The sequence below is a fragment of the Nocardia fusca NBRC 14340 genome, assembly GCF_001618425.1.
Classification (GTDB): Bacteria; Actinomycetota; Actinomycetes; order Mycobacteriales; family Mycobacteriaceae; genus Nocardia; species Nocardia fusca.
This window is the reverse complement of the sequence record NZ_BDCU01000027.1, coordinates 96,582-109,411: the sequence shown is the minus strand read 5'-3', so window position 1 is coordinate 109,411 and position 12,830 is coordinate 96,582. Positions and strand designations below refer to the sequence as shown.

At 70.4% G+C, this 12,830-nt stretch carries 9 protein-coding genes; 3 read left to right on the top strand and 6 right to left on the bottom strand.

The window, feature by feature from the left end; genetic code table 11:
* Nucleotides 1–56 precede the first annotated feature (56 nt).
* A complete protein-coding gene (locus tag NF4_RS16100; RefSeq protein WP_063128145.1) occupies nucleotides 57–794 on the bottom strand; it encodes a lipid droplet-associated protein in 738 nt (245 codons plus the stop codon).
* A gap of 317 nt (nucleotides 795–1,111) precedes the next feature.
* On the opposite strand from NF4_RS16100, the gene NF4_RS16095 reads away from it, so the two are divergent.
* Nucleotides 1,112–2,119 carry a 4-hydroxy-3-methylbut-2-enyl diphosphate reductase gene (locus NF4_RS16095; protein WP_063128144.1) on the top strand — a complete coding sequence of 336 codons (1,008 nt, stop codon included), beginning with the start codon at nucleotides 1,112–1,114 and terminating at the stop codon, nucleotides 2,117–2,119.
* Nucleotides 2,120–2,150: 31 nt separating this feature from the next.
* Here the strand turns inward: NF4_RS16095 and NF4_RS16090 are convergent, their stop codons facing one another.
* Entirely contained in the window at nucleotides 2,151–3,113 is a 963-nt protein-coding gene (locus tag NF4_RS16090) for a DUF6542 domain-containing protein (RefSeq protein WP_084533159.1), read from the bottom strand.
* Nucleotides 3,114–3,385: 272 nt separating this feature from the next.
* On the opposite strand from NF4_RS16090, the gene NF4_RS16085 reads away from it, so the two are divergent.
* Together NF4_RS16085 and NF4_RS16080 are read left to right on the top strand one after the other, a co-directional pair.
* A complete protein-coding gene (locus NF4_RS16085; RefSeq protein WP_063128142.1) occupies nucleotides 3,386–4,582 on the top strand; it encodes an exonuclease SbcCD subunit D in 1,197 nt (398 codons plus the stop codon).
* Entirely contained in the window at nucleotides 4,579–7,866 is a 3,288-nt protein-coding gene (locus tag NF4_RS16080; protein WP_063128141.1) for an AAA family ATPase, read from the top strand. Before NF4_RS16085 ends, NF4_RS16080 begins: the two co-directional genes overlap by 4 nt.
* A gap of 10 nt (nucleotides 7,867–7,876) precedes the next feature.
* Here NF4_RS16080 and NF4_RS16075 read toward each other — a convergent pair whose 3' ends face one another.
* From NF4_RS16075 to NF4_RS16060, 4 genes are all read right to left on the bottom strand, one after another.
* Nucleotides 7,877–8,413 carry a methylated-DNA--[protein]-cysteine S-methyltransferase gene (locus NF4_RS16075; protein ID WP_063128140.1) on the bottom strand — a complete coding sequence of 179 codons (537 nt, stop codon included), beginning with the start codon at nucleotides 8,411–8,413 and terminating at the stop codon, nucleotides 7,877–7,879.
* Nucleotides 8,413–9,948: an Ada metal-binding domain-containing protein gene (locus tag NF4_RS16070; protein WP_063128139.1), complete on the bottom strand. Its 1,536-nt coding sequence runs from the start codon at nucleotides 9,946–9,948 to the stop codon at nucleotides 8,413–8,415. Before NF4_RS16070 ends, NF4_RS16075 begins: the two co-directional genes overlap by 1 nt.
* 185 nt (nucleotides 9,949–10,133) lie before the next feature.
* The gene (locus tag NF4_RS16065; protein ID WP_369690935.1) at nucleotides 10,134–10,415 is read right to left on the bottom strand and encodes a YbdD/YjiX family protein; all 282 of its coding nucleotides are present in this window, start codon (nucleotides 10,413–10,415) and stop codon (nucleotides 10,134–10,136) included.
* Nucleotides 10,412–12,673, bottom strand: coding sequence for a carbon starvation CstA family protein (locus NF4_RS16060; RefSeq protein WP_063128138.1), 2,262 nt, complete (start codon nucleotides 12,671–12,673; stop codon nucleotides 10,412–10,414). The genes NF4_RS16065 and NF4_RS16060 overlap by 4 nt, the downstream gene beginning before the upstream one ends.
* Nucleotides 12,674–12,830: the final 157 nt, after the last annotated feature.

The window sequence follows — 12,830 nt, the reverse complement described above, 5'->3', positions numbered from 1 at the left end:
CTGCCCGGGCCGGCCGGAACCGCTCCGGCCGACCGTGGGCGCGGGATCGGCCTCGGTCACTGGGCTCGCACGGTGGCGATCCGGTTGGTCAGCATGGTCACGAACGCGGCGCGATCGAGGGTGCGCTGTTCGTAGTCGAGCAGGGCGACCAGATCGGTGACCGTGAGCGTGCGCAGGCGTCCGCGCAGCTGGGCGAGGGTCATGTTCGGGTAGTCGTAGCGGGCGCCGACCTCGGGGAGTGCGGGTTCGGCCGCCGGCTCGGGTTCGGCGACGGGCTCGGGATCGGCCGTGGCGGCGGATTCGGGCCCGTCGACAGCGGACGCGCCGACCACCGCGATATCGTCGGCCGCGTCACCGGCGGCGGCGTCGAAGGTGGCCTCGGCGTCGAAGGTGTGTGCCGCGTGCACCGGATTGCCGTTCTGGATCGCGCGCAGGCCGTCCAACGTCTCCTGTAGGGCCAGTTCCACCTCGGCCGGATCGGCGTCGAAGCGGTCGAAACCGCTGTTGCGTCGGCGCGGGGTGGCACCCGGTTCGCGCACCGGCGGGTCGTCGTCCTCGTCGAAGGTGGCCCATTCGGGCTGTTCCTCGGGGCGGTTGATGATCCGGTCGAAAACCGAATCGCCCTTGATCGCGAGACTGGTGACGAACTGCTGGAAGTGCATCCCCGTCTGCAGTAATTGGCTTACCGCGGTGAGCGGTAGTTTCGCCGCTGTCGAGGGCAGCCGTCGCGTCTCCTCGAGGACATAGACGGCGGCTCCGGCGGCGACGCGGGCCAGGAACGGTGGTCGAAACATGGTTAACAGCCTGCCCGATATAGCGGGGTCCGCAAAAGAGGGTCAGCCTACCCGGCAAGCCGCGGCGGGATCAGCGGGTTTCCCGGCGGGCGCTTCCGCGGGCGCAGCGCGGAAATTCGTATCCGCGCCGGTAGGGATCGTCGGGTGAACCTGCACACCTCTGCCGGACGTGGTGGCGCCGGTGACCCGGTGGCGCGTGGGCGTCGAGGGCCGCCGGTGAGCGGGGTGAACGGGCCGAACAGGTGGTCGGGGCGCGGCGCGGGCGGCGGGGTGCACGGCCGCAGCGGTCACGGAGGTACGCACGTATTCTGTGGGGCATGTCCTCGGCAATACCGTTGAATGTCGGAATCGCTCGCTCGGCCGGCGCCGCGACCGCCGCCCCCGAAGGAAAACGAGTGCTGCTCGCCGAACCGCGCGGATACTGCGCGGGTGTGGACCGTGCCGTCGAAACCGTGGAGAAGGCGCTGGAAAAGCACGGCGCGCCGATTTATGTCCGCAAGGAGATCGTGCACAACCGCCATGTGGTGGAAACGCTGCGCGAACGCGGCGTGATCTTCGTCGACACCACCGACGAAGTTCCCGAGGGGGAGCTGGTGGTGTTCTCTGCGCACGGTGTCTCGCCCGCGGTGCACGCGACCGCCGCCGAGCGCAACCTGCGCACCATCGACGCGACCTGTCCGCTGGTGACCAAGGTCCATCAGGAGGCCAAACGCTTCGCCCGGGACGACTACGACATCCTGCTGATCGGCCACGAGGGCCACGAGGAGGTCGAGGGAACCGCCGGTGAGGCCCCCGAGCACGTACAACTGGTCGACGGTCCGGACGCGGTCGAGAACGTGACCGTGCGCGACGAGTCCAAGGTGATCTGGCTGTCGCAGACCACGCTGAGCGTGGACGAGACCATGGAGACGGTGTCGCGGCTGCGGGAGAAGTTCCCGGCGCTGCAGGATCCGCCCAGTGACGATATCTGTTACGCCACCCAGAACCGGCAGGTCGCGGTGAAGGCGATGGCCCCGGAATGCGATCTGGTGATCGTCGTGGGCTCGCGCAACTCGTCGAACTCGGTGCGCCTGGTGGAGGTGGCTCTCGGCGCCGGCGCCCGCGCGTCGTATCTGGTGGACTACGCGCGCGAGGTGGACCCGGCCTGGCTCGAAGGGGTGACCACGGTCGGGATCACCTCCGGCGCGTCGGTCCCCGAGATCCTGGTGCGCGGGGTGCTGGACATGCTCGCCGAACACGGGTTCGGCGAGGTCCAGCCGGTGACCACGGCGAACGAGACCCTTGTGTTCGCGCTGCCGCGGGAATTGCGGGCCGCTCGGCGCTGACCCGCGCTCGCCCTCCGGCGACGGCCCGCGCTCAGCGGCGTTCGGGTCGCCGCCGTTCCGGAATCGGTTCGCGGACCCGGGCGGTTTGCGGTGCCCGGGCCGGTTCGCCGCGGCGGGCGTTCGCGCGCACCGGCTCGTCCGGTACCGGAGCCGCCGGGCGGGCGGGCCGGTGCTGACGCATCTCGCGGGTGCGAGGCGCGGCGCCCCGCGCGGCCGGTTCGGCAGGCGGACGGCCCTGGCCGCCGCGGCGTGGGGGTTCGTCGAACGATTCGTGGGTGTAATCGGGTTCGGGGTTCTCGGGTCGTTTCGGCCGCGCTTTCGCCTTGGTCCTGACCTTGGACCGTGCCGCCAGGGTTTCGGCGCGCGAGGGCTTGCTCCCGCGGGCCGTCTTGCCTTCGCCCACGGGACGCTTCGCCTGTCCGCGGCTCGGCCGCTTCGCGGTCTCGCGGCGGGGCCGGTTCTCCGCCCGTTCCTTGGCGTCGCCGCGGGCCGCGCGCCGTTCGTTACGGCCCCAGCTCGTGCCGCGCCGGGCGGCGGCGGTCTCGCCGGCCGCGTTCTCCGAGCGGAATTGCGCGATCCGGATTCCGGCGATGATCAGCACCAGGACGGTGGCCAGCATCATCGGCGGGAAACGGTGCACCAGCGGGATCGCCAGGTTCAGCAGGATGTCCTTGAGGGAGGCGGTGCTGGTCCCGGTGAGCTGGCGATAGGCGATCGGCACGGCGACGAATAGCAATAGCGGCGGTAACACCATCGTGGTGAACAGGCCGCGGAACCGCACCGCCGCCACCGCCGCCAGACATCCGAGGATGTAGAACGCGCTGAAGGTGCCGGTGAGGTCCGTGACGTCGCCGAGGGCATCGATGAGGAAACCCAGGAAGGTGCAGGCCGCAGCGATGAGAACCGCGGCATAGGCCGGGACACCCGGCACCGTCGGCAATAACGAACGTTGCGGCGCGGGCACCCGGGAATTCACTCGTTGGGAAGCAGCCACGTGATGAACACTATCGTCCGGAAGGGTCGACCGTGTTACGGCACGGCGAGACCGGCTTCGCGATTGTGCGGAAACGGTGGTCGGCGGTGGTATTCATACCGTCAAGGGATATGGGTGGCGCGCAACACGATGGCGCAATGGAGACACTGTCCGTGGTGGTCACGGGTCCGCCGCGCCAGGGGCGGTACGGGTCTCGGCGTGTTGCCGGTGTGGCGTCCCGGGTATCGGTACCGGCATTGAAGCTGTCGGTGCGGTGCCCTAAATTCGCCGTCATGCGAATCCTGCATACGTCGGACTGGCATATCGGTCGCACCTTTCACGGCGTGGACCTGCTGGCCGACCAGTCGCGGGTACTCGAAGCGATCGCCGAGCTCGTCGCCGCCGAAGAGGTGGACACCGTCGTGCTCCCCGGCGACGTCTACGATCGCTCCATCCCCAGTGCGGACGCGATCGCGGTCTGCAACAGGGGGTTCGAAGCCATCCGCGCGGCCGGAGCGCGCATCGTGGCCACCTCCGGTAACCACGATTCGCCGACGCGGCTCGGGGCGGGCGCGAGTTTCGCGGCGGCCGGCGGGCTGTATCTGCGCACCACGGTGGCCGATTCGGCACGACCGGTGCTGCTGTCCGACGAGTACGGTGCGGTCGCCTTCTACGGCATTCCCTACCTGGAACCGGAGATATGCCGGGGCGAGCTCGGCGTACCGCAGGCGCGGTCGCATGCCGAGGTGCTCGCGGCCGTGCTGGAACGGATCCGGGTGGATATCGCACAGCGGCCGGGCACCCGGACGGTACTGCTGGCGCACGCCTTCGTGGTGGGTGGCGCGGCGACGGGCTCGGAGCGGTCGATCTCGGTGGGCGGAGTCGAGACGGTGCCGCTGGGGATGTTCACCGAGCCGGGGTTCGACTATGTCGCGCTCGGGCATCTGCATTCGCCGCAGACCCTCGCCGAGGCGGTGCGCTATTCGGGGTCGCCGCTGCCGTATTCGTTCGGGGAGAGCACCCACCGCAAACAGGCGTGGCTGGCCGACCTCGGTGAGACCGGTCCGGCTCGGGTGCGAGGTCTGGAATTACCGCAGGTTCGCGGGCTGAGCCACCTCACCGGAACACTGGAGGACCTGTTGGCCGACCCCGCGTGGGAAACGGCCGAACAGCACTACGTCTCGGTTTCGCTCACCGACTATGCCCGGCCGGTGGACGCCATGCGCCGACTACGCGAGCGTTTCCCGTACGCGGTGCACGTGGAATGGGAACGACCCCAGGGCGACCCGGCCCTGCGGTACCGGGAGCGGGTACGCGGCCGCGACGACACCGAGATCGCCCGCACCTTCCTCACCGATGTGCGCGGCGAGCCGAACACCTCCGAAATGGACTGGCTGACCCGAGCCATGGCGGCGGCCGTCCGGGAGACGGAGGTGGTCCGCGATGATATCGGCGCGTCCCCGGCGGCCGATACGGAACTCACCGCATGAGACTGCACCGGCTGGAGATGACGGCCTTCGGCCCCTTCGCCGAGACGGCGTCCGTCGATTTCGACGAACTGGGCGCGGACGGACTGTTCCTGCTGCACGGGCAGACCGGCGCCGGGAAGACCACCGTCCTCGACGCCATCGCCTACGCGCTGTACGGGCGGGTGCCGGGGGCGCGGGGGGACAAACGGCTGCACTCCGATCACGCGCCCGCGCATATCCGCCCGGAGGTGATGCTCGAGGCCACACTGGGCGGCCGGCGACTCCGGCTCACCCGGCAACCGGAATTCGAGCGGCCGAAGCTGCGCGGTAGCGGGACCCGGGTGGAGAACGCCAAAGCCACGCTGACCTGGCTGGACGGACAGGGCACCAACCTTTCGCGGATCAACGAAATCGGCGACGAGATCGTGCGACTGCTGGGCATGAGCGCCGATCAGTTCTTCCAGGTGGTGCTGCTGCCGCAGGGGGATTTCGCGAAGTTCCTGCGCGCCGAGAACGAGGATCGCGAACGACTGCTCGAGAAACTGTTCGATACCGGACGTTTCGGGTCGGCCGAACAGTGGCTCACCGCCCAGCGCAAATCGTCGGGGGAGCAGATCGGCGCCCAGCAGCGCAATGTGGAGGACCTGATCACCCGGGTCGCGGTGACGGCCGGGATAGACCGCACCGAGCGGATCGACATTCTGGACGCGGTCGAGTGGTCGCAGGATCTGCTGGCGGGGGCGCGCGGCGAGGTGGAGAAGGCGCAGCACGAACTCGATGAGCGGCGCGCGGAGTCGGCGCGCGCCGACGAACGGGCCGAACGGGAGCGGCGGGCGGCCGAGCAGCGACGCCGGCTGGAACTGGCCCGGCAGCAGCTCGAGCAGTACGCCGCCGACGCCCGGGCACGGGCCGCGGATCGTGGCGAACTGGATCGTGCGCGCCGCGCCGAACCGGTGGCCGCGGCGCTGGCCGAGGCCGAGGCCGCGGTCCGCGCGGCGCGCAGCCGTGAAGACGAATCCGCGGCCGCGGCCGAACATCTGGCCCGGCTGGCCGCGGAACCCGACAGCGCGGACATCCCGGGTATCCGCCTGGTGCTGTGCCCGTCCGCCGGGCGAACCGGGGACCGGGTCGAGGAACTGTCCTCGGAGGATGTCGCGCCGGAGGGCTTCCCGGCGTCGGCTGCCGACGAGTTCGCACTGTTCGACGTGGATCCCGGGGGGTCTGCGGAAAGCTCTTCCAGCGCCGGTGCGGACGAGCCGGACCGGATGGACGACCGAGCCGGCTACGACGAGGATCTCGGTCTCGATACCGCGATCCGCGGATGGAGCGCGCTCCTGGGCAAACTCGGGGAGATCCGCGCCGACGCGGTTACGGCCGATACGTTGCGCGGAGAACTGGCCGAACTGCACGCCGAGGCGGCCGAACTCGGCGAACGTTCGGCCACCCTCACCGAACGCCGGGCCCGGCTACCCGAGATCCTGGCCGGCGCGCAGGCGCGGGCGCGGGAAGCCGACGAGGCGAAAGCGACGCTGCCCGGTCTGCGGACCGAACTCCGGCGTTTGCAGGAGGCCGCGACCGCGGCCGTGGAACTGGCTCGGGCGCGCACCACGCTCGACCGGGCCCGGGTGGATCTCGATACCGTGCGCGCCCGGCATCTGGAGGCCCGTGAGCACGTCCTGGACCTGCGGGAACGCCGGTTGGCCGGAATGGCGGCGGAGCTGGCCGGGCGCCTGGTGGACGGGCAGGCGTGCGCGGTGTGCGGTTCGGCCGAGCATCCCCGGCCGGCGCGGCAGGCGGCTGGTGCCGTATCGAAAGAAGACGAGGCGGCGGCGGTCGCCGCCGAACGTACCGCCGAGGCGGCGCGTGAACGTGCGCAGTCAGTGCTGGCCGAGGTGGAGCGGGAGATCGAGGCACTGCTGGCCCGCGGTGGCGAGGCCGACCGCGTGCAACTCGCGGCCGCCCTGCGTGAGGCCACCGAGAAGTGCGGGGACGCGGAGGAACTGGCCGAATCGGCCGAGGCGTGTGCCGCCGAACTCACCCGCCTGCGCAGCGATGAGAACGAGTTGCACGATGCCCTGCGCGATACCGAGACCCGGGCGGGGGCCGTCGCGGCGCGGATCGAGTCCGCGCAGACCCGGCTCGCCGAAATCGACGAGAAGCTGCGCACTGCCGCCGGGCGGGACCGGACCATCGGTCGTCGCCGGGAGCGCCTGCACGCGCTGATCGCCGCCGCGGGCAACCGGCGTGACACCTATGCCGCGGTCCGCGCGGCGTGGGAACGGGTGGCCACCTGTGTGCTGCGGGTCGAACGACTGGCCGGATCGGCGGGTCTGGTCCCGCCCACGAGTGCCGTCGGCACCGCGCCGGATTCCGTGGCCGGTGGTTCGGGTGACGTGGGCCGAGACTCCGGAGCCGGCTCGGAGGAGATGCTGGCGACGCTGCGGATCTACGCGCCGCTGGTCGGTGCCGCCACCCGGACCCCGCAGCGGCAGGACGCGCTGAGCGCTGCCCTGGCCGCCGCGGAGGAGATACGCGCAGCCGCTCGCGCCGTACTGGACGAACCGGAGATCCGGGCCGCCGCCGCCACCGCGCCCGGTGATCCGGAAGCGCTCGAGGCTGCGGTGCGGACCGCCCGGATCGCGCTGGACGAGGCGGTCGCGGCCCATTCCGCCGCTGTGCACCGGGTCACCCGGCTGGAAACCCTGTGCGGGCAGTTGTGGGCGGCGGTGGATTTGGTCGCCCCCGCCCAGCGGGCCCACCAGGAACTGGCCGAGCTGGTGGAGGTGGTCGCGGGCCGTGGCGCGAACAACCGGCGGATGTCGCTGCGCTCCTATGTGCTCGCGGCCCGGCTCGAGGAGGTCGCGGTGGCCGGGTCGGCCCGGCTGCGCCGGATGTCGGGCGGCCGGTACGAATTCGTGCACACCGACCGGGCCGGGACGCACGGCCGGCGCGGCGGTCTCGGGCTGGACATCCGTGACGACTACACCGGCGCCGTCCGGCCCGCTCGCACACTTTCCGGTGGGGAAACCTTCATGGCGTCACTGGCGCTCGCGCTGGGTCTGGCCGATACCGTCGCGTCCGAAGCGGGTGGGATCATCCTCGACACCCTGTTCATCGACGAAGGCTTCGGCAGCCTGGACGCCGACACCCTCGACGCGGTGATGGGTGTTCTCGACGAACTCCGCGACGGAGGCCGGGTGGTAGGGCTGGTCAGTCACGTCGACGAGATGCGTCAGCGCATACCCAGCCGCCTTCACGTGGTGCGCGGCCGCAACGGTTCCCGGTTGCATGCCACCATCGCCTGACCGCGCGGATTCAACCCTCGAGATCGAGCAGCCGTCGCTTGATGCCCAGACCCCAGCGGAAACCGCCGAGCGTGCCGTCGGTGCGTACGATCCGATGGCAGGGCACGAACAGTGCGGCCGCATTGCGGGCACAGGCGCTCGCCGCGGCGCGGGTGGCCGCGGGCCGGCCGGAGCGGGCGGCGAACGCGGTGTAGGTGATCGGCTGCCCCGCGGGCACCGTGCGCAGCACCTCCCACGCGTGCTGCAGGAATTCGCCCGAGCGCTGACGCACCGGGACGGAATCGATCGCGGCGGTGTCGCCGCGGTGGTAGGCGGTGACGGCGTCGGTCACCGCACCAAGTTCACGGCGGGCGCGCAGTTCCGCCGGGCGCAGGCCGGGGTGGACCAGTGTGCGGAGTTCTTCGGGCGCGGCGGTCCACCCGGACGCCAGGACCGCGCCGTCGGCGGCCACGATCGTGGTGAACGGGCCGAGCGGGGTGTCCACGGTGGCGACGTCGGCGGTGCCGGTCGCGGTGGTGGCCAGGGCGGGCAGGGTGGCGGTGGACATCAGTCGGTACTCACTTTCGCGTCGGTTTCGGTACTGGGTGCGGCGGACTCCCGGGATTCGGCCCGGGAGCGCAGTTCGGTGCGCCACAGGTGCATACAGAGGTAGGAACGCCAGGGCGACCAGCGGGTCGTATCGGTCAGGTCGATACCGCGGCGGGCGGCGCCGCGGCGGATGACGAGATCGGTGTGCAGCATGATGTCGGGGTCGGCGAGCAGCCGCATGGTGACGTAGTCGGCGGTCCACGGGCCGACTCCGTCGAGTGCGAGCAGATCGCGTCGCAGGTCGGCGGCAGTACGGCCCTGGTGCAGGACCAGGTCGCCGGAAGCGAGCGCCGCCGCGGCGGCGGTGATGGAGCGGATCCGCTGGGCGGGGCCCGCCAGTACTTCGGCGCCGCGTTCGGCGATCACCTCCGGTGCCGGGAACAACCGGCCGACCGGCCCGTCCACCGGTTCGCCGAGGGCGGCGACCAGCCGGGCCGTATGCGTATTGGCCGCCGCCACCGAGATCTGCTGACCGATCATGGTGCGCAGCAGCAACTCCGGTCCGTCCACGCAGCCCGGTACCCGGATCCCGGGGGCGAAATGAGCGTGCGGTTCGTGCGGCGCTCCGGTGCTCTCGGGGGCCCGGGTGAGTGCCTCGTCGATGGCCACCGGGTCCGCGTCGAGGTCGAGCAGATGCCGGACCCGGGCCACCGCGGGCGCGAGGTCGCGCATATCGCGCAGCGTCAGTTCCGCCTGGACATGCCCGGGCAGTACCGCGAGCCGGACCCCGGCGTAACCGTGCGGCGTGCGGATGGTGCGCAGATAGTGGTTCTCCCCGACCGATGTGGTCTGCCAGAGCTCCAGACCCGGTGCCACGTGGGCGGACAGGAACCAGTTCAGCCAGTCGCGGTCCAGCGGCGCCCGGTAGGGCAGGCGCAGGGACAGGGTGCCGTTGGCGGTCGGGACCGTGCGGTCGCGGGTGCGCTGCGCTTCGGTGCGCATGGTGCTTGGACTGACCGCGAAGACCTCGCGCACGGTGTCGTTGAACTGCCGGATACTGGCGAAACCGGCGGCGAAGGCGATATCCGACATGGGCATGGCGGTGGTCTGGATCAGCAGTCGCGCGGTATGTGCCCGGTGGGCCCGCGCCAGCGCCAGCGGGCCCGCGCCGAGTTCGGTGGTGAGCACCCGGGTGAGCTGTCGTTGCGAATAGCCGAGCGCCGAGGCCAGCGCGGGGACCCCGCCGCGTTCCACCACACCGTCGCCGATGAGCCGCATGGCCCGGGCGGCCAGGTCGGCGCGGGTGTTCCACAGGGGCGACCCGGGCGCGGCATCGGGCAGGCAGCGGCGGCAGGCGCGGTAGCCCGCCTGCTGGGCCGCGGCCGCGGTCGGCAGGAAGGTCACATTGGTGCGCTTCGGAGTGATCGCCGGGCAGGACGGCCGGCAATAGATTCCGGTGGTGCGCACGGCGGTGTAGAACTGCCCGTCAAAACGGGAGTCGCGGGCCGAGACCGCGCGATAGCAGCGTTCGAAATCCAGGGCCGTGATGCTCACCCAACACACGATGTCAGCTCGAGGGGCCTCGAGCTAGCGGAAAACAGACATCGGTGCCGCATGTCGCCGAGGGCGGTCGCGGGGGCGCGGGCTGGATAACGGAAACGATGGCGGTGCGGGGCAGCCGTGAAAACGCGACGGCGGGGCCGGTCGCACCGGCCCCGCCGTAACTCTCGCGGTTCTGCTCAGCAGCAGCGCGCGCCCGGATTGCGGTCCGCGTCGGCGTACCGCTCCCGCCAGTAGTCCCGCTCACTCACCACCGGGCGGCCGGGATGCACCCGGCGCATATGCGCGAGGTAGCGCTGGTAGTCCTGCCCGCCGACGACGGAGTCCAGGTACCGGAACACCGACCGCGCCCCGCGAGCGAGCGCCCGCACCCCGCGGGCCGGCGTCCCGCGCGGACCGGCCCGCTCGGCGCCCAGCGTCCCGGCGCCCATGTCCGGCGCCGCCGCGAGCCGCCCGGTCAACTCCGCACCTCCGCATGTGCCGCCCCCGGCACCGCGACCTCGCCCTTCGCGATCCGCTCGTCCCACTGCCGCTGGACATCCTTCTCCGCCGAGGTGATCAGGAAACCACTGGGCGCGAAGATCTTCGACGGCTCCTCCGGCGATTCGGTGGTCGAGGTATCGCCCGATTTCACGGTGCGGTAGCAGACCCATACCGCGGCGAGCACCACGATCAGGACCAGCACCGCGAAAACGATGGACAGCGCACCCTGGATGAACGTATTGCGGATGACCGCGTCCACGTCATCCGGTGTTTTCGCCGTCAGGCACAGCTCACCGGCGTCCCGGGCGGCCCGGCAGATGCTGTTCTGTTTCCAGTAGCCCACCTTCGGATCGGCCGAGAAGATCTTCTGCCAGGACGCGGTCATGGTGACGATGAGATCCCAGGCCAGGGCGATCCCGGGGATCCAGGCCCATTTCGTCAGGCCCTTCTTCACCAGGATCGTCAGCACCACCACCAGCGCGATCGCGGCCAGCAACTGGTTGGCGATACCGAACAGCGGGAACAGCGCGTTGATCCCGCCCAGCGGATCCGTCACACCCATCAGCAGGATCGACCCCCAGGCCGCCACCACGACCGCCGAGCACAGCCACGCCCCCACCCGCCACGACGGATCGGCGAACTTACGCGCCGGACCGCGCAGGTTGCCCAGCGAATCGGACAGCATGAACCGCGCCACGCGGGTGCCCGCGTCGATGGTGGTCAGGATGAACAGCGCCTCGAACATGATCGCGAAGTGGTACCAGAACGACTTCATCCCGGCGCCGCCCAGGAACCCGGCGAACACCTCGGAGATCCCGATGGCCAGCGTGGGTGCGCCGCCGGTGCGGGAGATAACCGATTCCTCGCCGACATCGGTGGCGGCCTGGCTCAATTCGGCGCCGGTCGTCGGCGGACCGGAGAGGCCCAGGCCGTTCGTGTAGGCCGCGGCGGTTTCCGCGGTGCCGCCGGTCGCGCCGGCCGGAGCGTTCATCGCGAAGTACAGGTGCTGATCGATGATCGACGCCGTGATGATCGCCATCACCGCGACGAAGGATTCCATCAGCATGCCGCCGTAGCCGATCACCTTGGCATGCGATTCCTTCTCCAGCAGTTTCGGTGTCGTACCCGACGACACCAGCGCGTGGAAACCGGACAGCGCACCGCAGGCGATGGTGATGAAGAGGAACGGGAACAGGCTGCCCGCGAAGGCCGGGCCGGTGCCCGAGGTGGCGAACTCCGAGACCGCGGGCGCCTTCAGCACCGGCAGGGTCACCAGGATGCCGACCGCCAGCAGGCCGATGGTGCCGATCTTCATGAAGGTCGACAGATAGTCGCGCGGGGCGAGCAGCAGCCACACCGGCAGTACCGAGGCGACGAAGCCGTAGCCGATCAGCATCCACGAGATGGTGACGGGATGGAAGGTGAACCACCCGGCCCAGGTGTCGTTGTGCGAGACCCAGCCGCCCCCGATGATCGCCAGGATCAGCAGGACGAAACCGATCGCCGAGATCTCACCGACCCGGCCCGGTCGCAGATACCGCAGGTACACGCCCATGAAGAGGGCGATCGGGATGGTCATCGCGATGGAGAAGACACCCCACGGGCTGTGCGCCAGCGCGTTCACCACCACCAGCGCCAGTACCGCCAGCAGGATCATCATGATCACCAGGACGCCGATGATGGCGGCTACACCGCCGACCACGCCGAGTTCGTCGCGTGCCATCTGCCCGAGACTGCGCCCGCGCCGTTTCATCGATACCCACAGCACCAGGTAGTCCTGCACCGCACCGGCGAACACGACGCCGACGATGATCCAGATGGTGCCCGGCAGGTACCCCATCTGCGCCGCCAGCACCGGACCGACCAGCGGCCCCGCCCCCGCGATGGCCGCGAAGTGATGCCCGAACAGCACCCGCCGGTCCATCGGCATGAAGTCCTTGCCGTTGTCCAGGATCTCGGCCGGAGTCGCCAGGTCGTCGCGGGGTTTGACGACCTTGTATTCGATGAGCCGCGCGTAGAACCGGTAGGCGATGATGTAGGTACACACCGCCGCGATCACGATCCACACCGCGTTCACGGATTCGCCCCGCGCGATCGCGAGAACCGTCCAGGCCACGGCGCCCAGCAGCGCGATGGCCGCGAAGATCGCCTTCTTCGCGGGCGTGATCGGGGACCGGTCGACCACACCCACGGGTGGTAGGTCGGGGTCGGTCTTGAGATATTCGATAGTCCCCATCGGGCAACTCCTGTACAGCGAGCTGGAACATGCCGGCCACACGAACGTAACCGATGGCCGTTCGGCGCTGCGATGGTTGCGGTGAACGGTCGCTGTGGTGCGCTGAGCGGAATGCCCTTCCGCCTCGGTGGGCCGGTGGTGATGCTCAACCTGCTGC

Bases quoted from the DNA above. Each gene is read 5' to 3' on its own strand.
- NF4_RS16100 (WP_063128145.1), bottom strand. From the start codon at position 794: ATGTTTCGACCACCGTTCCTGGCCCGCGTCGCCGCCGGAGCCGCCGTC.
- NF4_RS16095 (WP_063128144.1), top strand. From the start codon at position 1,112: ATGTCCTCGGCAATACCGTTGAATGTCGGAATCGCTCGCTCGGCCGGC.
- NF4_RS16060 (WP_063128138.1), bottom strand. From the start codon at position 12,673: ATGGGGACTATCGAATATCTCAAGACCGACCCCGACCTACCACCCGTG.
- NF4_RS16080 (WP_063128141.1), top strand. From the start codon at position 4,579: ATGAGACTGCACCGGCTGGAGATGACGGCCTTCGGCCCCTTCGCCGAG.
- NF4_RS16085 (WP_063128142.1), top strand. From the start codon at position 3,386: ATGCGAATCCTGCATACGTCGGACTGGCATATCGGTCGCACCTTTCAC.
- NF4_RS16075 (WP_063128140.1), bottom strand. From the start codon at position 8,413: ATGTCCACCGCCACCCTGCCCGCCCTGGCCACCACCGCGACCGGCACC.